Below are 25,763 nucleotides of genomic sequence, written 5' to 3' on the forward strand. Positions count from 1 at the left end.
CAGTAACAGTCCGTTCCGGGAGCGCGGAACTTTTTATCTGCCCCGACGTTCACGTCATGCGGTCGTTTGCCCGCCTTAATCTCTGCCCAGTTTGCTTTCCTTGAACCCAATGTCGCCACGCTTCCGAACACCCGCGGTGGAATTCTCGGACGACTGCTCGCCACACCAGTACAGGTCAGCATGAACAGCGCGGATGCGCCCAGAGACGACGTGAGGCCGGAGGCTGCCGCCGACGCGCTGCGCCAGCATATTGAGGAGATCGCCCGCGATCGCGATCAGGCCTACCGGGCGCTGCAGGAGCGCGAGGCGGAGCTCGCGCGCATTCAGCGCATCGCCCGGGTCGGCGGCGTCGAGGTCGATTTGCGCGAGGGCTTCCGCAACCGCCGCTCCCCCGAATACCTGATCATTCACGGCCTGCCGCCGGAGGCCGTCCACGAGACTCACGAAGACTGGGTCAGGCGCGTCCATCCCGACGACCGCGTCAAGGCCGAGCGGGACTTCATCGCCGCGGTGAAGAGCGATCAGGAGGACTACACCACCGAATACCGCATCATCCGTCCCAGCGACGGCGAGATCCGCTGGGTCCGCGTCATCGCCCGCATCGAGCGTGACTGGAACGGCCGTGCGATCCGTCTGGTCGGCGCGCATATCGATGTCACCGACCAGATGCTGGCGCAGGCCAAGCTGCGCGAGAGCGAGGAGCGCTTCCGGCTGATCGCCGACAGCGCGCCGGTGCCGATCTGGGTGACGAAGCTCGACCGCACCCGCTCCTTCGTCAATCGCGCCTATATCGATTTCCTCGGCCTAGCCCCTGACGAGGCGCTGGCCTTCGACTGGCGCAAGGTGCTGCATCCCGAGGACCTTCCGCGCATCCTCGCGCAGCAGCAGTCGGGAGAGTGCTCGCTGAAGCCGTTCTTCCTCGAGGCGCGCTACCGGCGCGCCGACGGGGAATGGCGCTGGCTGCGCTCGGAATCGCAGCCGCGCTGGGATGCGAACGGCAAACATGTCGGGTTCATCGGCGTCGCTCACGACGTCACGGCCGCCAAGCAGGCCGAGATCGAGCTGCGCCGCGTCAACGAGACCCTCGAAGAGCGTATCAGGGAGCGCACCGCCCAACTCGAGGCCAATGAAGCGCGCATGCGCGCGATCTTCGACACCAGCAATCAGTATCAGGCCATCCTCGACGTCGAGGGCCGCGTGATGCATGCCAACCGCATCGCGGTCGCCGGCATGCGCGCCGGTGAAGTGAACGTCATCGGCCAGCCGCTCTGGGATGCGCCCTGGTTCACCCATACGCCGGGCGTGACCGAGATGCTGCGCAAGGCGTTCGCCCGCGTGCTCGCCGGCGAGAGCTTCCGGACCGAGATGCGGCTCGACTTCGCCAGCGGCCAGCGGCATTTCGAGCTGTCGATGCGGCCCCTGTTCGACCAGCATGACGTGGTCACCGGTGCGGTCGCCGAGGCCGTCGACGTCACCGAGCGCATCCAGGGCGAGGAGCTGTTGCGACAGTCGCAGAAGATGGAGGCGGTCGGCCAGCTCACCGGCGGCGTCGCCCACGACTTCAACAACCTGCTCACCATCATCCGCTCGGCCACCGACTTCCTGCGCCGCCGCGATCTGCCCGAGGAGCGGCGCCGGCGCTATGTCGACGCGATCTCGGAGACGGTGGAGCGCGCCTCGAAGCTGACCGCGCAGCTCCTGGCCTTCGCCCGGCGGCAGCCCTTGACGCCGCAGGTGTTCAATGTCGGCGAGCAGGTCGAGAACGTCGTGCAACTGATCCGTCCTCTGGTCGGCAGCCGCATCCAGATCGAGCTCGCGGTCACGGACAGCGGGCTGTTCACTCTCGCCGACGTCGCGCAATTCCAGACCGCGCTGATCAATCTCGCCGTCAATGCGCGCGACGCCATGAACGGTGAAGGACATCTGAAGATCGGCGTGCAGCGGACCGAAAGCATCCCGGCCTTGCGCGGTCATGGCACCCGACCCGGGGCCTTCATCGCGATTTCGGTCGCAGACACCGGGGGTGGCATCGCGCCTCAACATCTCAACGCGATCTTCGAACCCTTCTTCACCACCAAGGAGGTCGGCAAGGGCACGGGTCTCGGCCTCAGCCAGGCGTTCGGCTTCGCCAAGCAGTCCGAAGGCGACATCGCGGTCGAGAGCAGCATCGGCCACGGCGCGACCTTCACGATCTACCTGCCGCAGGCCACAGCCCCGCAATCCGGCGCGGAAGCCGGCGCCGCGCGCATCGAGCCGGCGACCATCGGGCGCGGCTACCGCGTGCTCGTGGTCGAGGACAATGACGAGGTCGGGCAGTTCTCGACCGAGCTGCTCGAGGACCTCGGCTACGTCACGCGCCGGGTCGCCAATGCCACCGATGCGCTGGCAATCCTGGCGAACGACGAATTCGCCGTCGACCTCGTGTTCTCCGACGTCATCATGCCCGGCATCAACGGCCTGGAGCTTGCCGGCATCATCCGCGACCGCTATCCCGGCCTGCCGGTGGTGCTGACATCCGGCTACAGCCACGTGCTCGCCGAGAATGCCCATCACGGCTTCGAGCTGATCAAGAAGCCGTATTCGGTGGAATCGCTGTCGCGCATCCTGCGCAAGGCGATGGCCGAGAAGGCGCCGCTGCCGCGCTGAGCCGGCATCGGGAACCAACATTGCCGATCGGACGTTCTGTTCCGCAGATGTGCCGTGAACCGCGTCCGCGCGTCGCGCCGCACTCGGTCATCCAATGTCATTGCGGACCATTTGATGCGCTCCCTTCGCTCGCGGCTGTCGGCGCTCTGGCTCATGCTGGCAGTTTCTGGCGCGGCGACGGCGTATCTCCTGGTCGAGTCGTTCCAGCAGTCGAACGACGCTCGCGTGGCGCGCGCGCAGGATCTCGTGACGCGCGGCTGCCGCGACATCGCCGACCGCTATCAGTTCTTCGTCTCGGGCTGGCGCGGCGCGCCGGTCGACGACAGCCTGAAGCAGGATCTGATCCCGCTGGTGCAGTCCGCCTTGGCCGCGACCCCCGGTGTCGAAGGCGGCATCTGGCAGACGGAGACCGGATCGCTGGCCTATGCCTATCCGACCTACGAAGGCACCGGACCCAAGACCGACCTGCCGGCCGCCGAGCTCAGCGTCATCAAGCAGATCAACAGCGACGCGCAGCGCAGCGGCCGCCCCTTCACGACAAAGAATGCCGGACGGTCGCAGACCCTGATCGTTCATGCCTGCCCGTTGCGCGGTCCGCTCCAGAACGTCACCGCCTGGACCATGACCCGCGCCGCCGCGGCCGAAGGTCCGGCCTACACGCATCTGCTGATCGGGCTGATCGTGCTGGCGGCGACGCTGCTCGGCTCGGCGATCTGGCTGGCCTGGATCCTGGTGTCGTGGTCACGCCGCATCGCCATGATCGAGACGGCGCTGGGCGAGCCGACGGACAATGCCGACCTGCCGCAACTGCCGCACACCGGCGCCCGCGAGCTCGACCGCCTCGTCGACGCCGTCAACGATGCCGGCCATCGCCTCTCGGCGGAGCGCATGCGCGCCACCGCCGCCGAGCGCCTCGCAGCCGTCGGCCGGCTGTCGGCCACGCTCGCCCACGAGATCCGCAATCCGATCGCGGCGATGCGCCTGAAGGCGGAGAACGCGCTCGCCTCTCCCGACCCTGCGCGCAAGGCCGGCGCGCTCGAAGCGATCCTGCAGCAGGTGGCGCGGCTCGACGCGCTGCTGCGCGATCTCCTGGCGATGACCCAGGCGAGCCAGCCGAAGACCCGTCCCGTCGAGCTCGACGACTTCCTGCAGGCCACGATCGAAGCGCACCGCGATGTTGCCGCGCGCCACGGCCAGTCGCTCCGCGCCGTCGCGCCCTCCTCCGCGCGGTGCTGCTTCGATCCCGCGCAGCTGCAGCGCGCGCTCGACAATCTGATCCTCAATGCGATCCAGAACACCCCCGAGGGCGGCGAGATCGTCGTCGCAGCCGAGATCGCCGATGGACGCCTGCTGTTTCGCGTCACCGACAGCGGCCCGGGCATCGCCCCCGGCATCAGGGATCGCCTGTTCGAGCCGTTCGTCAGCACCCGCGCCGACGGCACCGGGCTTGGACTTGCCATCGTGCGCGAGATCGCGCGCGCCCATCATGGCGATGCGCAACTCGCCCCTGTCAGCACCGGCACCAGCTTCGAGATCTCCCTGCCATGGCAACCATCCTGATCGTCGACGACGATGCGGCGCTACGCGACGGGCTGGCGGAGACGCTGACCGATCTCGGCCACGAGGCGATCACGGCCGCCTCCGGCCGCGAAGCGACCGGCATGGTGTCTCCCGCGACCGATGCCGTGCTGCTCGACCTGCGCATGCCGGGGCTCGACGGCATCGAGACCTTGCGCCGCATCCGCGCCGATGGCGATGCGCCTCCGGTGATCGTGCTGACCGCCTATGCCAGCCCTGAGAACACGATCGAGGCGATGCGGCTCGGCGCGTTCGATCATCTGGTGAAGCCGATCGGCCGCGACGCGCTGCGCGAGCTGATCGCGCGGCTGCCGCCGCGCCGGTCTCAGCAGCAGGACACGGCCTCCGCCGACGACAGCGGACTGATCGGCACCAGCGAGGCGATGCGCCGGGTGCAGAAGACGATCGGCCGCGCAGCCGATGCCGACGCGACGGTGCTGATCCGCGGCGAGACCGGCACCGGCAAGGAGCTGGTCGCGCGCGCGCTTCATGTCCACAGCCGGCGCAGCGCGTCTCCCTTCATTGCCGTCAACTGTGCCGCAATCCCACGCGATCTGCTCGAGAGCGAATTGTTCGGCCACGTCAAAGGATCGTTCACCGGCGCCAGCTCCGACCGCGCCGGCGCCTTCCGCGATGCCGGGTCGGGCACCCTCTTCCTCGACGAGATCGGCGACATGCCGCCGTCGATGCAGGCCAAGATCCTCCGCGCCCTGCAGGAGCGCGTCATCACGCCGGTCGGCGGCAAGCCGGTCAAGGTGTCGGCCCGCGTCGTCGCGGCCACGCATCGCGATCTCGCCAGGCTGGTCGCGAGCGGCGCCTTCCGCGAGGATCTGTACTACCGCCTCAACGTGATCCCGATCGAGCTGCCGCCGCTGCGCGAGCGCGCCCAGGACATCCTGCCGCTGGCCGGCCATTTCCTGGCGCTGGCGTCGGAGGGACGGCCGCGCCCGCAACTGACCGACGCGGCCATCGACAAGCTCGCTCATGCGCCCTGGCCCGGCAATGTCCGCGAGTTGCGCAACGTGATCGAACGCGCCTGCGTGCTGACGCAAGGAGTCCTGATCGACGCCGACGATCTCGACATCACCGACGCGCCGCATGACGAGGAGACGGAGACTTCGACGGACCTGCCGGCGGCGGTGGCCCGGCTGGAAGAGCGCCTGATCCGCCGCGCGCTGGCGGCGTGCGGCGGCAACCGCACCGAAGCGGCGCGACAGCTCAAGATCAACCGGCAACTGCTCTACACCAAGATGCAGCGCTACGGTCTGGGTGACGAGCAGGCGTCAGGAAATCCGACGCGCGCCGTCGGGAAAGACGACGCCTAGCGCCCCCAGCCGTCATGCAACCCATTGATTTGTCGTCGTCCGGCACTTGGCACGGCCGTTGCGAACCATCTTGCGTCACCCCTGCCAAAAGGAGTTCCAGGATGACGCGAAAGATGACGCCGATCATGGCCGCGCTGATGCTCGCCGCAGCGGGCTGCGGCATGACTGCGGCCAGCGCCCAGGCACCACTGTCCCCGCCGGATGCGACGTGGGACGCATCGCAGCTTCCGGAGACACGGGGGATCGTCAAGCAATACACGCTGACGCCGCGCGGCGATGTCGACGGACTGATCCTCAACGACGGCACCGAGGTGAAGCTGCCGCCGCATCTGACGGCTCAGGTCGTGTTCACGATCCGGCCGGGCGACGGCGTCTCGATCCGCGGCCTGCGCGCCCGCGCGCTGCCGCTGGTCGACGCGGCCTCGATCACCAACATCGCGACCGGCAAGACCGTCGTGGACGACGGTCCGCCCGACCGCCCCGGCCGGCACGGCGCCGACCAGACGGTCAGCGGACGGATCGCCACGGTGCTGCACGGCAAGCGCGGCGAGGTCAACGGCGCGGTGCTCGATGACGGCACGTCGCTCCGCCTGCCGCCGCCCGAAGCCGAACGGCTCGCCGACTGGCTGCATCCCGGACAGACGATCTCGGTGCGCGGCGACCTGCTCGAGACCGCCCTCGGCAAGCTCGTCGACGTCAAGGCCATCGGCACCTCGCCGGATCAGATGACGGAGATCGACGGTCCGCGCCCGCCACGCGGCCCGAAAGGCGGCCCCGACCGGCTCGGCCCGCCGCCGCCTCCGCCGCGCGGCTGATTTCTTTCCCTTCGATCACGAACGAACGCAACACAGGAGACGAACATGCATTGGATCGACCCTGAAAGCCTGCCGCTCGTGAACGGCGTGCTCGAACGCTTCGTGCTCAATCCGCATGGCGAGGTCGACGGCTTCGTCATGCGGGCAGGTGACAAGGAAATCCTCGTCCATACGCCGCCGCATATGGCGGCGGAGCTGACGCACCACATCAAGGCGGGCGATACGGTCGGCGCGCGGGGCGTCAAGCCGCGCGGGGCGCAACTGCTCGCGGCGGTCGCCGTGTCGGCTGAAGATGGCCGGCAGATCATCGACCACGGCCCGGACGAGGAGCGCGAGCACCCCAAGCACGACCATCACCGGATGGACGTCGAAGGCAAGGTGCGGCTGTCGCTGTTCGGCCCCAAGGGCGAGCTGCGCGGCGCGCTGCTGACCGACGGCACCGTCGTGCGCATCGGGCCGAAGGAAGCCAAGGAGATTGCCGAGCTGCTCGCGCCGAAAGCGACGCTGGCGGTTCGTGGCGACGGCATCGACACGCGCTTCGGCCGGGTCATCCACGCCCGCGAGGCGGGCCCGGACCTGAAGAGCCTCAAGCCGCTCAAGCATGGCCCCAAGAAGGGCCCTGAGCATGGTCCCAAGAACGGACCGAAGCACGGACCGAAGCACAAGCATGGGCCCAAGCACGATCACGCGCACGCGTGATCGCCTGCACTGACGCAACGAGGGACCGAGGCCTGAGAGCATGTCACAGGATGAGACTACCACGCGCCGGGCGCGCCGCGCGCTCGACGCCGCCAATTTCTTCCTGGCCGACGTGCGCGATGGCCTCGGGCCCTATCTTGCGATCTATCTCCTGACCGAGCAGAAATGGGACGAGGCCTCGATCGGCGTGGTGATGTCGCTGGCGACGATCGCCGGCATCGCCGCGCAGACGCCGGCCGGCGCGCTGGTCGACGCGACCAGGGCGAAACGGCTGGTCATGATCGTTGCCGCGATCATCGTCACGGCGGCGTCCCTGCTGCTGCCGCTGATGACGAGCTTCTGGCCGGTCGCGATCTCGCAGAGCATCGCCAATGCCGCCGGCGTGATCTTCGCCCCGGCGATCGCGGCTGTGTCGCTCGGGATCGTCGGCGCCAAGGCCTTCACGGCGCGCGTCGGCCGCAACGAGACCTTCAACCATGCCGGCAATGCCGTCGGCGCCGTGATCGCCGGGGCCGCCGCCTATGCGCTCGGACCATCGGCGGTGTTCTACCTGATGGCGGTCACGTCGGCCGGCAGCCTCATCAGCGTGCTCGCCATCCCCGAGCGCGCCATCGACCATGACGTCGCGCGCGGGCTGGCGCATCAGGCGGAGGGCAACCGAGCGGGCCAAGGCGAGCAGCCGTCGGGCCTGGACATTCTCCTGACCTGCCGTCCGCTGCTGATCTTCGCGGTCTGCGTCGCGCTGTTTCACCTCGCCAACGCCGCCATGCTGCCGCTGGTCGGCCAGAAGCTGGCGCTGCAGGACAAGAATCTCGGCACCAGCCTGATGTCGGCCTGCATCGCCGCCGCCCAGCTCGTGATGGTGCCGATGGCGCTCCTGGTCGGCGCCCGCGCCGACCGCTGGGGTCACAAGCGCTTCTTCCTGGCGGCGCTGCTGATCCTGCCGTTGCGCGCGGTGCTCTATACGCTGTCCGACGACAAGGCCTGGCTGGTCGGCGTGCAGTTGCTGGACGGCGTCGGCGCCGGCATCTTCGGCGCGATCCTGCCGGTCATCGTCGCCGACCTGATGCGCGGCACCGGCCGCTTCAACGTCGCCCAGGGCGCGGTCATCACGGCGCAGAGCATTGGCGCGGCGCTGTCGACCGCGCTCGCCGGCCAGGTCGTGGTCCATGGCGGCTACAGCGCCGCATTCCTGGCGCTCGGCGCGGCTGCCGCCCTCGCCGTGATCGTGTGCTGGCTGCTGCTCCCCGAGACCGGTGGAGCAGAGGCCGCCCTCCCGAACGCGGCGCCCTCGCCCGCTATCCCCGCCGAATGATTTGCTCTATCGATCCCCGATCATGTCCCTGCACGATACCTGGCTCGCCTACGCCATCATCATTCCCGCCATCGCCGGCGTCATCATCCGCCCCTTTCGGCTGCCCGAGGCCGTGTGGGCCGCCGCCGGCGCGATCCTGCTGGTCGCGCTCGGCCTGCTGCCACCAGCCGATGCGCTCACCGGCATCCGCAAGGGCGTCGACGTCTATCTGTTCCTGATCGGGATGATGCTGATCGCCGAGCTGGCGCGCCGCGAGGGCCTGTTCGACTATCTCGCGGCCTATGCCGTGGAGCATGCGCGCGGCTCGCCGCAGCTGCTGTTCCTGCTGGTCTATGCAGTCGGCACCCTGGTCACGGTGCTGCTCTCCAACGATGCCACGGCGATCGTGCTGACGCCGGCGGTCTATGCCGCGACGCGCGCCGCCGGCGCCTCGCCGCTGCCCTATCTGTACGTCTGCGCCTTCATCGCCAATGCCGCGAGCTTCGTGCTGCCGATCTCCAACCCGGCCAATCTCGTCGTGTTTGGCGAACGCATGCCGCATCTGACCGAATGGCTGCGCCAGTTCACCCTGCCCTCGATGGCCGCGATCGCGCTGACCTACGTCGCGCTGTGGCTGACCCAGCGCCGCGCGTTGCGCGAGGAGACGCTGCGCACCGATGTCGAGAAGCCGCATCTCAGCCGCGAAGGCCGGCTCGCCGCGTTCGGGATCGGCGCCATCGCAGCCGTGCTGCTGACCGCCTCGGCGCTCGACGTTCAACTCGGCCTGCCGACGTTCGTCTGCGGCGTGGTCACCGCGGCCGCGATCCTGCTCATCGGCCGGCAATCGCCATGGCCGGTGATCAAGGGCATCTCGTGGGGCGTGCTGCCGCTGGTCGGCGGCCTGTTCGTGATGGTGGAAGGTCTGAGCCGCGCCGGCGCGATCGGCCAGCTCAGCGCCTGGCTGCACCAGGGCGTGACGTCGTCGCCGCACGGCGCGGCGTGGGCCGCGGGCCTGATCACCGCGGTCGCCGACAACATCGCCAACAATCTCCCGGTCGGCCTGGTCGCAGGCTCCGTCGCCACCAGCGATCACCTGCCGCATGAGGTCATCCGGGCCATCCTGATCGGGGTCGATCTCGGCCCGAACATCTCGGTCACGGGCTCGCTTGCCACCATCCTGTGGCTGACGGCATTGCGGCGTGAGAAGATCGAGGTGACGGCCTGGCAATTCCTGAAGATCGGACTCGTGGCAACGCCGCCCGCGCTGATCGCAGCGCTGGCGGCGGCCATTTGGTAAAGACGACCGGGGCTTAGGCGGCCGCCTCGTAGTTGACCGCGGTCTCAGCGATCTTGGTCAGCGTCTCGTCGGTCTTCCGCTCTTCGTTCAGCGTCTGGTCGAGCAGCTTGGCGGCCTTCGGCAGGTTGAGCTTGAGCGCCCAGGCCTTCAGCGTGCCATAGCGCGACATCTCGTAGTGCTCGACCGCCTGCGCTGCAGCAAGAAGGCCGGCGTCGAGCGCCTGCGTCCCCTTGTACTCGTCCATGATCTCCTTGCCCTCGTCGATGATGCCCTCGATCGCATCGCACTTCTTGCCGCGGGCGGGCTTGCCGATCAGCTCGAAAATCTGCTCGAGCCGCTCGATCTGGCCTTCGGTCTCCTCCTGGTGCTTCTCGAACGCCGCCGCCAGCTTCTCCGACTGCGCCGCCTTGGCCATTTTCGGCAGCGTCTTCAGGATCTGCTTCTCGGCGTAGTAGATGTCCTTGAGGGTATCGAGGAAGAGCTCGTTGAGGTCTTTGTCGGCAGGCATGGTGTGCTCCCTGAATTGTGTGAGCCGACAACCGGAAAGCCACACCCTGGTTCCTGCCGCGGACTACCGCTTCACGAAAATCCTGTCCGGAGCGGTGCCGATCGGGCGCGAGCCCCTTGTAACAAAACTGTCACCCGGCAAAACTAAAGCTCTTCCCTGCGGCGAGACGCCGCGATTCCGCCGATTGCTTTTCAGGAGTTTTCAATGCGCCGCCCGCTCGTGCTGCTGTGCGCCGGACTGACCCTGCTGTCGTCCAGTGCCGCTTTTGCGCAGAACGCCACGCCCCATAACCTGATCCTGTTCATTCCCGACGGCCTGCGCGCGCTGAAGGTGACGCCGGAGACGGCGCCGGCCATGGCCGCCGTTCGCGACAAGGGCGTCAACTTCAAGAATTCGCACTCGCTGTTTCCGACCTTCACCATGGCCAATGGCTCGGCCATGGCGACCGGCCATTATCTCGGCGACACCGGCACGTTCTCCAACACGATCTTCACCGGCTACACCTCCGCACCAGCGGGCGACACCGTCGTACCCTTCATCGAGAACGACGCCGTGCTCGGCGACATCGACGAGCATTTCAACGGTGACTACCTCAACGAGGACACGATCCTGAAGCTCGCGCGCAAGGCCGGCTATTCGACCGCCGCGATCGGCAAGCTCGGCCCGACCTATCTGTTCGACCACACCGGCTGCCCCTGCAAGCCGGGCGCGAGCTCCTCGATCGTGATCGATGACTCCACCGGCAACAAGAACGGCGTGCCGATCACCGACGAGATCAAGGACGCCCTGACCAAGGCCGGCCTGGCGCTGGCAACGCCGTCACGCGGCGACAACGGCAAGGCGGGCGACGCCAAGACGCCGGGCACGACCACAGCCAACGTCGCCCAGCAGGCCTACATGGCCGACGTCGCCACCAAGGTGGTGCTGCCGATGTTCAAGGCCCGCAACAAGCCGTTCGTGCTGGTGTTCTGGTCGCGCGACCCCGACGGCAGCCAGCACAATCACGGCGACAGCCTCAACACCATCACGCCGGGCATCAACGGTCCGACCTCGATGGCCGGCATCAAGAACGCCGACGACAATCTCGCCGCGCTGCGCAAGGCGCTCGACGACCTCGGCCTGGCCGACTCGACCAACATCATGGTCCAGGCTGACCACGGCTTCTCGACCATCTCCAAGGAGAGCAAAACGAGTCCCTCCGCCAAGGTCAGCTATGACGACACGCCGAAGGAGTTCCTGCCGATGGGCTTCCTGGCGCTCGACCTCGCCAAGGCGCTCGACCTGCCGCTGTTCGACCCGAACGACAAGAACGCGGCGGTGCCCGAAGGCAAGCACCCGAAGGCCGGCAATGGCGTGCTCGGCAAGGACCCGGCCAGGCCCGATCTCGTCGTCGCCACCAACGGCGGCTCCGACTTGATCTATTTGCCCAACAACGACAGGAAGCTCGCCCGCCGCACCGTCAAGGCGCTGCTGGCGCAGGACTACGTCTCCGGCATCTTCGTCGACGACAAGCTCGGCGAGATTCCGGGCACCTTGCCGCTGTCGCAGATCAACCTGCAGGGCAAGGCGGTGACGCCGCATCCGGCGATCGTGGTCAACTTCCGTACCTATGTCGCGCCGGGTTGCGACCAGCCGTCCAACTGCCAGGTCGAGGTCGCCGACACCGTGCTGCGCCAGGGCCAGGGCATGCACGGCTCGTTCGGCCGCGGCGATACCTACAACTTCATGGCGGCCATCGGACCCGACTTCAAGGCGGGCTTCGTCGATCCGCTGCCCGTCAGCAACGCCGATGTCGGCGCCACCGCCGCCAGGCTGCTCGACCTCAAGGTCGCTCCGAAGGGCAGACTGATCGGCCGCGTCATGACCGAAGCGATGCCGAACGGCGCGACGCCCAAGGCTGTGTCGGACGTCGTCAAGTCCGATCCGGCCGCCGGCGGCCTGCGCACCGTGCTGAAGCTGCAGCGCGTCGGCACCCAGCGCTATTTCGACGTCGCCGGCTTCCCCGGCCGCACCGTGGGGCTGGATGACGAGGCGCCGAAGCAGAAGGCCGCGGCGAAGTAGTCAGTCGATCGCCAGTACTTCCATGCGATCACCGGAGTGCCCCGCGAAAGCGGGACACTCCTGTTTCGATCAAACGCGATGCCTTAGCCCGGGTGAGCGCAGCGATACACGGGGACACTTTTCCCGCATGTCGCTTCGCTCATGCGGGCTACGGCTATCTCCTCGCCGACGGAGTGTGGTCCACTTACTCACCGCGCGACGTCCAGCGTCACCCGAACCTCGACGGTCTTGCCGCCGCGGAGCACGCGCAGCACCACCCGGTCGCCCGGGTTCTTGTTCTCCAGCGCCCGCGTCATGTCCTCGGGCGACTCCACCGCCTGCCCGTCGACCGCCAGCACGACATCGCCGAGCGCGAAGCCGCCGTCTCGCGTCAGCCTCGCCGGAACGAGCCCCGCCTTCTCGGCCGCCGAATCCTGCTCGACATCGAGCACGAACACGCCGGACAGGCCGAGCCGCGCCGACAGCGCCTCGTTGGCCTTGGGATCGGTGCGGATGCCAAGGCTCGGGGTGACGTAGCGGCCGCTCGCGATCAGGCGCGGCACGACCCGGTTGACCCTGTCGACGGGCACGGCGAAGCCGATGCCGGCCGAGGCGCCCGAGGGACTGTAGATCGCCGTGTTGACGCCGATCAGCCGTCCTGCGCTGTCGAGCAGCGGCCCGCCGGAATTGCCCGGATTGATCGCGGCATCGGTCTGGATCAGTCCGTTCAGGGTGCGGTCCTGCGTGACCTGAAGGTTGCGGTTGAGCGCCGAGACGATGCCGGTGGTGAGCGTGCTGCTGAGACCGAACGGATTGCCGATCGCGAACACCTTCTGCCCGACCTTGAGGTCGGCGCTGGTGCCGAGCGGCAGCGGCTTCGGCCGGTCGACGCCGACGCCGATCACGAGCACCGCCAGATCGTTCTCCGGACTGGCGCCGACCAGCGCGGCGCGGAACGAGCGTCCGTCGGTCAGGCTGACCAGCGCCTCGGTGGCGCCTTCGATGACGTGATAGTTGGTGACGACGTGGCCGAGGTCGTCCCACACGAAGCCCGAGCCGGTGCCGGAGCGCTCCTGCTGCGAATTGCCGGTCCACGGGTTGACCGATTGTTGAACGGTCGTGATGAAGACGACCGAGCCGCTGCGGCTCTCGAACAGCGCGATCGTGCTCTTCTCGTCGGCGGCGAGATCGCCGCGCGGCGTGATCTCGCGGGGCTTGGCGCGCATCCCGAGCAGCTCGGCCTGGATCAGCGGAAAGGTCTGCCAGGCCATCATGAGCAGCAGCGCCGTCGCCGCCACCGCGAACAGACGCGCGGCGAAGCTCCATCGGCTCATCTCGACATTCTCCGTGTTCGGTCGCATCATCGCCGATTGATTCACCGGCCGGGCGGCGCCATCAAGAGCCGTGATGCGATCGCCGCCGGTCAAAAAGACCGGTCAAAACGAAAAGAGCGCGATGAGATCATCGCGCTCGTCGAACTCATGCGGCTGGATGAACGCGACGCGCCTACATCCCGATGTCGATCATCGACGGCAGTTGCGCCAGCGGCAGCACGGTGACGCCGACCAGGGTCGCGACCATCGCCATCAGCGCGCGGTTGCCCTGGCGCTTGCCGCGCATCTGCTTGGCGACCCATTCCAGCGCATCGGTGCGAATGCCCCGCGCATTGATCGGAGCCCAGCTCTCGATCGCGGTCTCCGGCGACAGCGCCACGCTGCGCGGCGGCACCGGCAGGCCGGAGGCGGCCGCGGTGTGATGCGCCACCGCCTTGGCGAGCAGATCCTCGAAACGGCCGTCGTCCTTGCGCTCGGTTGCGGCGGCATCGATCGCGAACAGCGCCTCGGCCTCGGCGCGGCTGACCGGCGCGTCGTTGATCGCGGCAGCGCTCAGAATGCGCGCGCACCAGGCCGCGTCATCGGCATCGAGCACGCGGGAGAAATGCACGCGTCCCGCGGTGGTCGGCCCCTCGCCGGTGATCACGCCGTCGCGCACGATGCCGAGCGCGAGAGCAGCGGTCTCACAGGAGGACGGTTCGAGACCATCGATGCCGATGGTTTTTGGTGCAGAGGTAGCCATGTTCTCTTCTCAGTTGCTGTGTTGACCCACCTTGTCGGCGCCCGTCTGAACGAGTGGTTAACGGTTCGAAACGGTGCTGTGGGTTTTTGTATCGGTTGCCGATTTGCCGCAGTGACCTCGATCACGGTTCAAAGCCGTGGGGCGTCCGGGGGCGGCGTGTTGCGACCAGCAGATGGCGAAATCTGGGCAAGCGGTCGTCTGACGGATGTTTCGCCGTAGCCCGGGAACTCAAAAGAAGTTGTTGGCCTCGTGAGCTTTGGGGCAATTATCTTCTCTTTTCCGTCAGCCGGTTCCCTTTCGCGGCGGTATTTCCTATAGTGTTTGGAAGATTTATTCCCACCACGTGCAATGAATTGAGGACTGCCATGGCTCTCCAGATCGGCTCCACTGCCCCCGACTTCGAGGCAGACACCACCGAAGGCAAGATCAAATTCCACGACTGGATCGGCGACAGCTGGGCGCTCCTGTTCTCGCATCCGAAGGATTTCACCCCGGTGTGCACCACCGAGCTCGGCGCGCTGGCGCGGCTGAAGCCGGAGTTCGACAAGCGCGGCGTCAAGCTGATGGGCCTGTCGGTCGACCCGGTCGACAACCACGCCAAATGGTCGGAGGACATCCGCGAGACGCAGGGCGCGGCGCCGAACTATCCGATGATCGGCGACACCGACTACAACGTCTCCAAGCTCTACGACATGCTGCCGGCGGCGATCTCCGGGGACCCGTCCAAGCGCAGCGCGGCCGACAACCAGACCGTCCGCAACGTCTTCATCATCGGCCCGGACAAGAAGATCAAGCTGATCCTGGTCTACCCGATGACCACCGGGCGCAACTTCCAGGAAATTCTCCGCGTCATCGATTCGCTGCAGCTCACGTCGAAGCACCGCGTCGCCACCCCCGCCGACTGGAAGCAGGGCGAGGACGTCATCATCGCCGGCTCGGTGTCCGACGACGAGGCCAAGACGATCTATCCGAACGGCTGGAAGGCGCCGAAGCCCTATCTGCGCGTGGTGCCGCAGCCGAAGTGAGGTCGGCAACCGACGTTTGACGACGTCATCCCGGGACGCCTCGCAGAGGCGGCCCCGGGATCTCGGTCGACTGGGATTGCACTCCGAGCGCTTCGGGCCGATGCCCCTTCATCCCCGCGGCGTGACCCAGTCCGCGATCAGCAGCCCCGCTGTCGCCGACACCGCCGTGACGAACACGCCCCAGCTGATATCGACCGCCACCACCGTCCAGGTCCACTGCTTGAGCATCGCGAGCGAGGTCAGCTCGAAGGTCGCGTAGCAGAACAGCCCGAACAGCGCGCCATAGAGCAAGGTCGAGCGCCAGGTCGCATCAAGCGGGCCGCTGACGAAGATCAGCACGCCCACGACATAGAGCAGATAGAACAGCACCGCCGGCACGGGACGGATCTCGCCGAGCATCTCGCCGACCTGCGACTGGAAGAAGCCCTTGGCGACGATGCTCAGGAACGGGATGTCGAAGCCGAGCAGCACGGCCAGGGTTGCAAAATACAGGACGGCGTAGCGGCTCAAGGACGGCTCCTCCTTCACGTTTCACGCACTGCCGTCGGCGCGGGATCGGCCGGTGCCGTCAGCCGCGACGCTTGGTCTTGGGCTTCTTTCCACCAGGCGCCTTCGACCGTGGGCTATGAGACGGAAACGCCGGTCCGCCACGGCTGGACTTGTCGCCGTGCTTCTTTTTCTTCGTGAACGCCTGGGCATGGCCGGACTTCGACGGCGGAGCGTCGTGATGCGCCCTGCTCCGCGGCGGAGCTTCCTTGTCCCGGCGAGGCTGATCGCGATGCAGCGGATGGTAGGCGCTTTCCTCTGCCTGGCGCCGTGGCTCGGCCTCGCGCCGCGCCGCCCGCTTCTCCGGACGCGGTTTGTCGGCGGCCCCCTGCCCCGACGGCGCAGCCGCCAGCGGCTCGATGCGGATCGTATCCTCCTTGTCGGGACGGCGGATGTTGGCGGCGAAGGCGTCGGCCACGCGCGCGGCGATCTCGAACTCCGTCGTGGTGTCGGAGATCTTGATGGCGCCGATGTCGTTCTTGTCGATGCCGCCGCGACGGCAGATCATCGGCAGCAGCCAGCGCGCTTCCGCATTCTTCCTGCGCCCGATCGCCGCCCGGAACCAGACGCTCGGCTCGCCCATGCCGTGGCGCGCCGACGGCTTTCCCGACTTGGTCCGCTGCACCGGCGGGCGATCGTCGCCGCGCACCGGCCGAGCGGCATCGCGACCGCGATCATGGCGTGACCGGCCGCGGTCCTCGCCGGGATCCAGAATGTCCTCCGGCGACGGCAGCCGCGCGCGATAGAGCCGCGCCAATGCGGCGGCGATGTCCTCGGCCGACCGCTCCGCCAGCAGCGCTTGCGCGAGCGCCAGATCCTCCGCCGTCGTCTCCTCGGTGAACACCTGGTCGTGCAGCATGCGCTCCTGATCGAGCTTGCGGATCTCATCAGCTTGCGGCGCTGCGCCCCACGCGGCCTCGATGCCGGCGAGGTTCAGCAGCGTTTCCGCCCGCCGCCGCCGCGCCGGCGGCACCAGCAGCACGCTGACGCCCTTGCGGCCGGCGCGGCCGGTGCGACCCGAGCGATGCTGCATCACCTCGGGATCGTTCGGCAGCTCGGCATGGATGACGAGATCGAGATTGGCGAGATCGATGCCGCGCGCCGCGACGTCGGTCGCCACGCACACCCGCGAGCGGCCGTCGCGAAGCGACTGCAGCGCCATCGTGCGCTCGTTCTGCGTCAGCTCACCCGACAGCGCGACGACGGAAAAGCCGCGCTCCAGCAGCGCCGCCTGCAGATGCCGCACCGCCTCGCGCGTGTTGCAGAACACGATTGCGCTCGGCGACTCGTAGAAGCGCAGCACGTTGACGACCGCATGCTCGACATCGTCGGCGGCGATGCGGATGGCGCGGTACTCGATGTCGGCATGCCCGCCTTCATCGCCCTCGACCTCGATCCGGAACGCGTCGTCCTGATACTGCTTCGCCAGCGCCACGATGCCGCGCGGAAAGGTCGCCGAGAACAGCAAGGTCCGGCGCGTCTCCGGCGTGGTCTCGAGAATGAACTCCATGTCCTCGCGAAAGCCGAGATTGAGCATCTCGTCGGCCTCGTCGAGCACCACGGCCTTCAATTCCGAGATGTCGAGACGCCCGCGCCGCAGATGGTCGCACAGCCGCCCGGGCGTGCCGACCACGATATGGGCGCCCGCCTCGAGCTCGCGCTGCTCGCGGCGTGGATCCATGCCGCCGACGCAGGAGACGACGCGCGCACCGGCGTGCTGATAGAGCCAGCCGAGCTCGCGCTGGACCTGCAGCGCCAGCTCGCGCGTCGGCGCCACGATCAGCGCCAGCGGCGCCGCCGCCGGCGCGAACCGTTCGGCGTCACCCAACAGATTCGCCGCCATCGCCAGCCCATAGGCGACGGTCTTGCCAGACCCCGTTTGGGCCGACACCAGGAGGTCGCGATCGACGGCGTCGTCCGCGAGCACCGCGAGCTGGACGGGCGTGGGAGTCTCATAGTTGCGCTCGGCCAGGGCGCGGGCGAGCGGCGGATGGGTCGCGGGAAAGGGCAATTGACGGAAAACCTCGTTTGATTCCGATGGCTTTACGCCATGCGGAGCGAAATCGCCATGCCCGCCCGCACCCAATCAACGCGGCGCTCCCCGGCCCCCCGCTACGCCGCTACTCGTCGCTCCACGGCCAGTGCCAGTGACGCCAGCCCCAGTTGCGGGGCCCGCTGCTGTCCATCGCCGCCTTCTGCTTGTCGTCGAGCGAGTCGTAGAGCGCCTGGAACGCTGGCCGGACGATCTTGATCGCCTGCTGCATCGTGTCGAGGCGCTGCTCCGCCAGCGCGAGGCGGTCGGTCGCCTTGGCCGGCGGCGTCGCCGGGCAGTCCTTCGTGATCAGCTCCGCAGCTTTGGCCGATGCCGCCTTGAGATCATCGAGCCGCGCCCGCTGCGTGTCGTTCGGCTTGATGGCCGCCTCGATCTGCGACATCCGCCATTCGGCAAATCCGGCCATGCGGGGATTGCAGAGGAAGCCGAACCCCCGGCCGCCCATCATCCCCGGCCCCATCATCATGCCCGGCCCCCAACCTGGTCCGCCTGCGCCCGGCTGGGCAAGGCCCGGGGCGGCGGTGACGGTCACGATTGCGGCTGCGAACACCAGCGCGCGTGGATCTAATCGCATGGCAGAACTCCTCGACGTGGCACCAATGAGTTCGCGCAAACTAAGCGCACGGCGAACTTGCCTTTTGAGCAAGATCAACGGACCAATGATGGGCGACGGCCAAATTGAGGAGATGACAACGATACGCAGCTATCGCTGGATATGGACGTCGGCGGTCGCATCGGGCTGCGGGACGTTGGCTCATATAGGCCTGATGGAGCTCAAGAGCGGGCTTCACCTGTTGCCGCAGTTCGATCCCGCCTCGGCGCTGCTCGATACGCTCCAGCCCCTGTTCGCCCGAGCGATGCAGGACGGGGCGCCGCTGTGGCTGCTCTCGCAGCTCAACGGAGCCTTCCTGATCGGCCTGCTGTTCGGGCGCTTCTTCCACCGCCTGCCCGGCGGCAGCGGTGTCGCCAAAGGCTTCCTGCTCGGGCTCGCCGGCTGGCTGCTGCTCGGAATCGTGTTGTTTCCCGCCATCGGCCTTGGACCGTTCGCAACGTCGCTCGGGCTGGGCGCCGGCCCGGCGCTGTTCTCGCTGGCGATGGTCGAGGCGTATAGCGTCGTGCTGGGCGCCGTGTATGCGGCTCTGCAGGGACCGGATCAGAAGATCGAGGTCGGCCGCGGAGACGGCGGTCACGTCTGAGCGCCGCCGGGAGGGACCCCTGGCGTCATTTCGAAAAGACCGAATTTTTTTCTTTCGTTTTCTCGTAACTCATGTATGATCCGCGTCGTCCTGCCCATGCAGAGGGACGTACGCGTCGTCACGAACGTCGGTGCGGGATGCGGTGGCCGCGATTCATGCCGGACGCGCATTTCGCGCAGACGACCGGCATGATTGCGGACGTGAAGTCGCAGCGTCCCGATACCCCGAAGCTGGTATCACGCTCGTGACGATGCTTGCGCATCGCGCGGACAATGGTGGCCAACAAGCCGGCGCACCAGGGAGACTGCGTATAAGCGTGAAGACCACCGCGCAGGGAATGCCGGAGTGTTCGGCTTTGCCTGTGGTACCTGCCGCCTGCATTTTTTTCGCAGGCGGGCCATGGGTGAGGCTTTCACCCGGCATTCCCTGCACCCTCTCGTTTGCGGAGGGTGAGCAAGCAGCAGAAACTCGGGCCCATCGTGCCGCGGGAATGCGAAGTCATGTTTGGCGCGTTCGATCAACACACGGTGTCATTCCGGGGCGCCCGCACGGCGAGCCCCGGAATGACGTTGTGGAGATGATCGTCGGTCTCACGCCAATCGTCGCGCGTGGCGACATGACGGTGTCGCAAACAACAGCAAGCCGATCGGCCAAGTTGATCGCCCATCGCACCGCGACCTCAAGTCCGCACCGCAGCAAACGCAGAGCAGCAAACTGCATCCCCGCTGGCGCAATGGCATGGGACTTGCTCAAATCGCACATCAGTTCGTCGCTTGCGGAGACATGGAATGCTTGAAGGAGCCGAAGTCCGGCTGGCCGTCGATATCGGGGGCACGTTCACCGATATCGTTCTCGACATCGGTACGCAGCGCCGGACGCGCAAGCTGCTGACCACGCCGACGCAGCCGGAGCAGGCCGTGCTGGACGGCACCCGTCTCATTCTCGCCGACGCGAAGGCGCGCATCTGCGACATCGATGTCTTCATTCACGGCACCACGCTCGCGACCAATGCCATCATCGAGCGCCGCGGCGCCAGGACCGCACTGATCGCAACGTCCGGCTTCCGCGATGTTCTGGATATTGGAACCGAGAGCCGCTACGACCAGTACGATCTCTCGATCGACAAACCGAAGCCGCTGGTGCCGCGCTCCCTGCGCTTCACCGTGCCCGAGCGCGTTGATGCCCACGGAGACGTCAGACTGCCGCTCGACGAAGCGGCGGTGCGCGCGCTGGTGCCGCAGTTGCGCGCCCTCGATGTCGCCAGCATCGCCGTCGCCTTCCTGCACGCCTACGCCAATCCCGCGCATGAGCGCCGCGCTGCCGAGATCCTGACCGAGGCGATGCCTGATGTCTCGGTCACTTTGTCCTCGGCGGTCTGTCCCGAAATCCGGGAATACGAACGCACCTCGACCGCGGTCGCCAACGCCTATGTGCAGCCGTTGATGGACAGCTATCTCGCGCGCATGGAGCGGGCGCTGCAAATCGAGCAGTTCCGCGGCGCGATCTATCTCGTCACCTCGGGCGGCGGCGTCACCTCGATCGCCACGGCGCGCCGCTTCCCGGTGCGGCTCGTCGAATCCGGTCCCGCTGGCGGCGCGATCTTCGCCGGCCAGATCGCAGCTACGCTCGGCGAGCGCAAGGTGCTGTCGTTCGACATGGGCGGCACCACCGCCAAGATCTGCCTGATCGAGAATTTCGAGCCGGAGAGCTCGCGTGTGTTCGAGGTCGACCGTGCCGCGCGGTTCCTCAAAGGCTCGGGCCTGCCGGTGCGCATCCCCGTGATCGAGATGGTCGAGATCGGCGCCGGCGGCGGCTCGATCGCGCGCATCGATGCGATGAAGCGCGTCACCGTGGGCCCGGAGAGCGCCTCTTCCGAGCCGGGTCCGGCCTGCTACGGCCGCGGCGGCCAGCGCCCGGCGGTCACCGATTCCGATGTCGCGCTCGGCATGATCGATCCCGACGCGTTTGCCGGCGGCACCATCAGGCTCGATCCCGAACTGTCGAAACAGGCCCTGCTCCGCGACGTCGGCGCCCCGCTCGGCTTGGACGCCGAGACCGCTGCCTACGCGGTGCACGAGGTCGTCTGCGAGAACATGGCGAGCGCGGCGCGCGTCCATGCCGTCGAGCGCGGCGCCATCATCGGCCAGCACACGCTGATCGCCTTCGGCGGCGCAGCGCCACTGCATGCCGCGCGCGTCGCCGAGAAGATCGGCGTCGCCAGGGTGATCGTGCCGTCCAATGCCGGTGTCGGCTCGGCGGTCGGCTTCCTCGCCGCACCGATCGCCTATGAGCTGGTGCGCAGCCGCCATGCGAGGCTCGACGATTTCGACACGGCGCTCGTCTCCACCCTGCTGCAGGAGATGGCCGATGAGGCCCGCGCGCTGGTGGAGCCTGGTGCGGCCGGCGCACCGTTGCGCGAGCGCCGCTCGGCTTTCATGCGCTATGTCGGCCAGGGCCACGAGATCAATGTCGAGTTGCCGAACCGCCCCCTGACGGCGGACGACCTGCCCACCCTGCGTACGACCTTCGAGGCCGGCTATGCCGCGCTGTTCGAGCGCCCGATCCCCGGTGCGGCGATCGAGGTCCTGAGCTGGTCGGTGCTCGCGACGACGGAAGCGCACCAACCGCCCGCCGTCACCGAGGTCCAGCGCAAGCCTGCGGGCAAGGCTGCGGGGCACCGCAGGTTCTTCGACGGCCGCGCCGGACGCTTCGTCGAGATCCCGCTGTATCGCCGCGAGCAGATGGCGCCGGGCGCGGTCATCGCCGGCCCCGCCGTGATCGCCGAGGACGAGACCTCGACTTTCATCTCCAACAGTTTTGACGCGCATATCGATGGTGCCGGCAGCATCGTCATGGAACGGAAGGCGGCCTGACAATGAGTTCATCACAGAGCAGCCTGATCGACTTGCAGATCATGTGGCACCGGCTGATCGCCGTGGTCGAGGAACAGGCCCAGGTGCTGCTGCGCACCGCCTTCAGCCCGATCGTGCGCGAATGCGGCGACCTCTCCGCCGGCGTGTTCGACCTGAACGGCCGCATGCTGGCGCAGGCCGTCACCGGCACGCCGGGCCACGTCAACTCGATGGCGGAGTCGGTGAAGCACTTCATCGCGCATTTTCCGATCCACACGATGAAGCCCGGCGATGCCTACATCACCAACGATCCCTGGATGGGCACCGGGCATCTCAACGATTTCGTCGTCACCACCCCCTGCTTCAAGGACGGCCAGCCGGTCGCCTTGTTCTCCTGCACCAGCCATCTGATGGATATCGGCGGCATCGGCTTCGGCCCCGACGGCACCGACGTATTCATGGAGGGGCTGTACATCCCGATGCTGAAGCTGATCGACCAGGGCGTCGTCAACGAGACGCTGATGGCCATGATCCGCGCCAACACCCGGCTGCCGGTGGACACCGAAGGCGACACCTATTCGCTCGCCGCCTGCAACGATGTCGGCTGCCAGCGCCTGGTCGAGATGATGACCGAGTTCGGCATCGCCTCGCTCGATGCGCTCGGCGACTACATCTGCGACCGCTCGCGCGACGCCGTCCTGGCCGAGATCGCCAAGCTGCCCAAGGGCACCTGGCGCAACGAGATGGTGGTCGACGGCTATGATGCGCCTGTCACCCTGAAAACGGCGCTGACGATCTCGGAGAGCGGCATCCACGTCGACTTCGACGGCACCTCGCCCGCCTCGAAATTCGGTATCAACGTGCCATTGTCCTACACCACGGCCTACACGGTGTTCGGGCTCGGTTGCGTCGTGGCCTCCGCGATCCCCAACAATGCCGGCTCGCTGTCGCCGCTGACCGTGTCGGCGCCATCGGGCGCGATCCTCAATGCGCCGAAGCCGGCGCCGGTCGCCTCGCGTCATGTCATCGGCCAGATGCTGCCCGACGTGGTGTTCGGCTGCCTGCGCCAGATCATCCCCGAGCGCGTGCCCGCCGAAGGCACGTCGTGTCTGTGGAATCTCAACGTCCGCGGCCAGACCCGCTCCGGCGCCGGCGGCAATTACGGGTTCTCGATGGCGGTGACGTCGAACGGCGGCACTGGCGCCCGTTTCGACAAGGACGGGCTGTCGGCCACCGCCTATCCCTCCGGCGTGCGCGGCACGCCGGTCGAGATCGCGGAGACGCAGACGCCGCTGATCTTCTGGCGCAAGGAGCTGCGGCCGGATTCCGGCGGCGCCGGCCGCACCCGCGGCGGCCTCGGCCAGATCATCGAGGTCGGCAGCGGCGTCGATGCGCCGTTCGACATCCTCGCCGCCTTCGACCGCATCGATCACCCGCCGCGCGGCCGCGATGGCGGCCACGATGGCGAGGCCGGCTATGTCGGTCTCGCGTCTGGCAAGAAGCTGCGTGGCAAGGGTTTTCAGACCGTGCCGCCGGACGACCGGCTGGTGGTGCTGACGCCGGGCGGTGCAGGCATCGGCGATCCCCGCGAACGCGCGGCGGAGCTCGTGCAGAGCGATGTCGAGAGCGGGCTGGTGTCGGCGGACAACGCGGCAAAGGTCTACGGGCAGGCGCGGTGAGATCTCATGCCAGTCGAAACATTGGTGGCCTCATGGTTCGAGACGCGTCGCAAGAGCGACGCTCCTCACCATGAGGGTTTAGCACCGCTATCGGTGCTGCACATTGACCATGAGGGGCGTCCTCATGGAGAGGATCAGCATCTGGCCGCGCAACGAGCCCTCATCCTGAGGAGCCCGCCGCAGGCGGGCGTCTCGAAGGATGGCCACGACCCCACGGCTCGCCAAACCTCTTCCATTTCCCTTAGCTCAGCAACGAAGCGGAGACACTGATGATCACGCGACGGACGTTCACGGCAGGTGCAGCGGCGCTGCTCACGGCGAGCCAGGTCTCGACAAGGGCACGCGCGGCGACGACCAACTGGGACATGTCGACGGTCTGGCCCGAGGGCAACTTTCACACCCAGAACGCGATGGCCTTCGCCGAGGAGGTGAAGAAGCAGACCAACGGCGCCGTCAACATCACCGTGAAGGCAGGCGGTCAGCTCGGCTTCAAGGGCCCGGAGCATCTGCGCGCGGTGCGCGACGGTCTCGTCCCGCTCGCGGACGTGCTCAACATCCAGCAGGTCGGCGACGAGCCCTTCATGGGCGTTGAGAGCATCCCGTTCCTCGCCGGCTCGATGGACGAGCTCAAGGTGCTGCACAAATACGTGCGGCCTGAATATGAGAAGATCGCCGCGCGCAATAACCAGAAGATCCTCTACATCGTGCCGTGGCCGACGCAGTATCTGCACCTGAAGGTCAAGACATCAGACGTCGCCGGCCTGAAGAACATCAAGATCCGCGTGCCCGACAAGAACGCGGTCGACATGCTCAACGCCATCGGCATGGCCGCGGTCATGATCCCCTGGGGCGAGACGATCCCGGCACTGGCCTCCGGCGCCGTGGCGGGCGTCTCGACCTCCTCGGTCTCAGGGGTCGACGGCAAGTTCTGGGAATTCCTCAAATACGTCTACCCGACCAATCATGTGTGGTCGTCGCAGATGCTCAACGTGAACCTGGATTCCTGGAAGGCGCTGACGCCCGAGCAGCAGAAGACCGTCAGCGACATCGCCGCCAAGATGGAGCCGACCTTCTGGGCGAATTCGCTCAAGGCCGATGTCGACAGCCTCAACCGGCTCAAGGAAGGCGGCATGGAAGTGGTGCCGGTTTCGGATGCGATGATGACCGAGATCCGGGCCAAGACCGCGCCACAGATGGAAGCCTTCCTCAAGCGCGTGCCCGCTGCCGATCAACCGGTGAAGTCCTATCTTGCCGAGATGAAGCGTGGCTGACGCGATCGTGGAGCCGTCGCCGGGCGAACGGGCGAGCCTCAATGCAGCGGCGCCCGCGCCGCTGCGCATCCTGCTCGATGTCATCGACCGGCTGGGCCGGCTCGACGGCTGGATCGGCGGCGGCTGCCTGCTGACGCTGACGTTGCTGATGCTGGCCGAGGTCACGACGCGGGCGCTGTCGAACGTGCTGCCGTTCTTCCCGCCGACCATCTCGATCGCCTGGGAGTACTCGTCCTATCTGATGGCGGCCTCGTTCACCTTCGGCGCGGCCATGACCTTGCGCGTCGGCGGCCATATCCGCGTGGTGCTGCTGCTCAAGAACGTGCCGGCGCCGCTGCAGCGCGCGCTGGAGGTGCTGGCCGCCGCCGCCGGCTTCGCCTTCATGACGTTCCTGACGTCGGCGATGACCAAGTTCGCCTGGAGCTCCTTCGTCCGCGGCCAGGTCTCGACCTCCAGCGACACCCCGCTGTGGTTTCCGCAGGCCGTCGTCACCTTCGGCATGCTGCTCCTGACCCTGCAATTCCTCGCCCGCGCCATCCAGGCCGCGCTGGGACTGCCGCTGGAGGATCACCGCATGAAGGCGTCGCCGGTCGAATGAGAGAGCGTGCCCACGTCGCGACGATCGGTTCGCCGCGAGCAGCGGCCGCCGAACTACGCAGTTCTTGTCCATCAACTGATAGGCGAACTCTCACCCCGCACGCGGTGCGCCCCCTCTCCCCGTCCTTACGGGGAGAGGGTCGGGGTGAGGGGCAGCCGCGCGGGAAGTGCGTGCGGAGAGACCTGTACCCCCCATTGGCGCTAACTTACCATTTTGCTGCCGGAAATGGATGATTCCTCGGTCGAGTGACTGACGAATCGCTTTC

20 protein-coding genes are annotated in these 25,763 nt (G+C 67.3%); 14 read left to right on the forward strand and 6 right to left on the reverse strand.

Annotated elements, in window-relative coordinates:
* Positions 1–180 precede the first annotated feature (180 nt).
* The 7 genes from ACQR1X_RS31825 (at position 181) to ACQR1X_RS31855 (ending at position 9,654) form a co-directional block, all read left to right on the forward strand.
* On the forward strand, positions 181–2,646 hold the full coding sequence (locus ACQR1X_RS31825; RefSeq protein WP_434900302.1) for a PAS domain S-box protein: 2,466 nt from the start codon (positions 181–183) through the stop codon (positions 2,644–2,646).
* Positions 2,647–2,760: 114 nt separating this feature from the next.
* A complete protein-coding gene (locus tag ACQR1X_RS31830; protein WP_434880573.1) occupies positions 2,761–4,206 on the forward strand; it encodes a sensor histidine kinase in 1,446 nt (481 codons plus the stop codon).
* Positions 4,191–5,549 carry a sigma-54-dependent transcriptional regulator gene (locus tag ACQR1X_RS31835; RefSeq protein WP_316216087.1) on the forward strand — a complete coding sequence of 453 codons (1,359 nt, stop codon included), beginning with the start codon at positions 4,191–4,193 and terminating at the stop codon, positions 5,547–5,549. The genes ACQR1X_RS31830 and ACQR1X_RS31835 overlap by 16 nt, the downstream gene beginning before the upstream one ends.
* A gap of 113 nt (positions 5,550–5,662) precedes the next feature.
* Entirely contained in the window at positions 5,663–6,364 is a 702-nt protein-coding gene (locus ACQR1X_RS31840; RefSeq protein WP_434900310.1) for a hypothetical protein, read from the forward strand.
* 45 nt (positions 6,365–6,409) lie between these two features.
* Positions 6,410–7,063, forward strand: coding sequence for a hypothetical protein (locus tag ACQR1X_RS31845; protein WP_434900303.1), 654 nt, complete (start codon positions 6,410–6,412; stop codon positions 7,061–7,063).
* A gap of 40 nt (positions 7,064–7,103) precedes the next feature.
* On the forward strand, positions 7,104–8,378 hold the full coding sequence (locus tag ACQR1X_RS31850; protein ID WP_434880576.1) for an MFS transporter: 1,275 nt from the start codon (positions 7,104–7,106) through the stop codon (positions 8,376–8,378).
* A gap of 22 nt (positions 8,379–8,400) precedes the next feature.
* The gene (locus ACQR1X_RS31855; protein WP_434900304.1) at positions 8,401–9,654 is read left to right on the forward strand and encodes an arsenic transporter; all 1,254 of its coding nucleotides are present in this window, start codon (positions 8,401–8,403) and stop codon (positions 9,652–9,654) included.
* Positions 9,655–9,667: 13 nt separating this feature from the next.
* On the opposite strand, the gene ACQR1X_RS31860 is transcribed toward ACQR1X_RS31855, so the two are convergent.
* Complete coding sequence (locus ACQR1X_RS31860) at positions 9,668–10,162, reverse strand: ferritin-like domain-containing protein (RefSeq protein ID WP_315776574.1); 495 nt, start codon at positions 10,160–10,162, stop codon at positions 9,668–9,670.
* A 204-nt stretch (positions 10,163–10,366) separates the two neighbouring features.
* Between ACQR1X_RS31860 and ACQR1X_RS31865 the strand changes: the two genes are divergently transcribed.
* A complete protein-coding gene (locus ACQR1X_RS31865) occupies positions 10,367–12,223 on the forward strand; it encodes an alkaline phosphatase family protein (protein ID WP_434900305.1) in 1,857 nt (618 codons plus the stop codon).
* A 188-nt stretch (positions 12,224–12,411) separates the two neighbouring features.
* On the opposite strand, the gene ACQR1X_RS31870 is transcribed toward ACQR1X_RS31865, so the two are convergent.
* Positions 12,412–13,536: a S1C family serine protease gene (locus ACQR1X_RS31870; protein ID WP_434874573.1), complete on the reverse strand. Its 1,125-nt coding sequence runs from the start codon at positions 13,534–13,536 to the stop codon at positions 12,412–12,414.
* A gap of 172 nt (positions 13,537–13,708) precedes the next feature.
* Positions 13,709–14,278, reverse strand: coding sequence for a hypothetical protein (locus ACQR1X_RS31875; protein WP_315804904.1), 570 nt, complete (start codon positions 14,276–14,278; stop codon positions 13,709–13,711).
* A 365-nt stretch (positions 14,279–14,643) separates the two neighbouring features.
* Here ACQR1X_RS31875 and ACQR1X_RS31880 point away from each other — a divergent pair, with 365 nt between their 5' ends.
* On the forward strand, positions 14,644–15,303 hold the full coding sequence (locus ACQR1X_RS31880; protein WP_315804903.1) for a peroxiredoxin: 660 nt from the start codon (positions 14,644–14,646) through the stop codon (positions 15,301–15,303).
* A 108-nt stretch (positions 15,304–15,411) separates the two neighbouring features.
* Here the strand turns inward: ACQR1X_RS31880 and ACQR1X_RS31885 are convergent, their stop codons facing one another.
* The 3 genes from ACQR1X_RS31885 to ACQR1X_RS31895 form a co-directional block, all read right to left on the reverse strand.
* Positions 15,412–15,813, reverse strand: a complete 402-nt coding sequence (locus tag ACQR1X_RS31885; protein ID WP_316237773.1) for a DUF2177 family protein — start codon at positions 15,811–15,813, stop codon at positions 15,412–15,414.
* A 58-nt stretch (positions 15,814–15,871) separates the two neighbouring features.
* Complete coding sequence (locus tag ACQR1X_RS31890; protein WP_434900306.1) at positions 15,872–17,860, reverse strand: DEAD/DEAH box helicase; 1,989 nt, start codon at positions 17,858–17,860, stop codon at positions 15,872–15,874.
* Between the two features lie 109 nt (positions 17,861–17,969).
* A complete protein-coding gene (locus tag ACQR1X_RS31895; protein WP_315804900.1) occupies positions 17,970–18,476 on the reverse strand; it encodes a Spy/CpxP family protein refolding chaperone in 507 nt (168 codons plus the stop codon).
* Between the two features lie 112 nt (positions 18,477–18,588).
* On the opposite strand from ACQR1X_RS31895, the gene ACQR1X_RS31900 reads away from it, so the two are divergent.
* The 5 genes from ACQR1X_RS31900 (at position 18,589) to ACQR1X_RS31920 (ending at position 25,498) form a co-directional block, all read left to right on the forward strand.
* Entirely contained in the window at positions 18,589–19,098 is a 510-nt protein-coding gene (locus ACQR1X_RS31900) for a DUF6789 family protein (RefSeq protein ID WP_315804899.1), read from the forward strand.
* A gap of 788 nt (positions 19,099–19,886) precedes the next feature.
* Positions 19,887–21,971, forward strand: a complete 2,085-nt coding sequence (locus ACQR1X_RS31905; RefSeq protein WP_434900307.1) for a hydantoinase/oxoprolinase family protein — start codon at positions 19,887–19,889, stop codon at positions 21,969–21,971.
* Positions 21,972–21,973: 2 nt separating this feature from the next.
* Positions 21,974–23,629, forward strand: coding sequence for a hydantoinase B/oxoprolinase family protein (locus tag ACQR1X_RS31910; protein WP_434900308.1), 1,656 nt, complete (start codon positions 21,974–21,976; stop codon positions 23,627–23,629).
* Positions 23,630–23,898: 269 nt separating this feature from the next.
* A complete protein-coding gene (locus ACQR1X_RS31915; protein WP_315804896.1) occupies positions 23,899–24,900 on the forward strand; it encodes a TRAP transporter substrate-binding protein in 1,002 nt (333 codons plus the stop codon).
* The gene (locus ACQR1X_RS31920; RefSeq protein WP_434900309.1) at positions 24,893–25,498 is read left to right on the forward strand and encodes a TRAP transporter small permease subunit; all 606 of its coding nucleotides are present in this window, start codon (positions 24,893–24,895) and stop codon (positions 25,496–25,498) included. The genes ACQR1X_RS31915 and ACQR1X_RS31920 overlap by 8 nt, the downstream gene beginning before the upstream one ends.
* Positions 25,499–25,763: the final 265 nt, after the last annotated feature.

This window comes from Bradyrhizobium sp. HKCCYLRH3073, assembly GCF_051167995.1.
Taxonomy (GTDB): domain Bacteria; phylum Pseudomonadota; class Alphaproteobacteria; order Rhizobiales; family Xanthobacteraceae; genus Bradyrhizobium.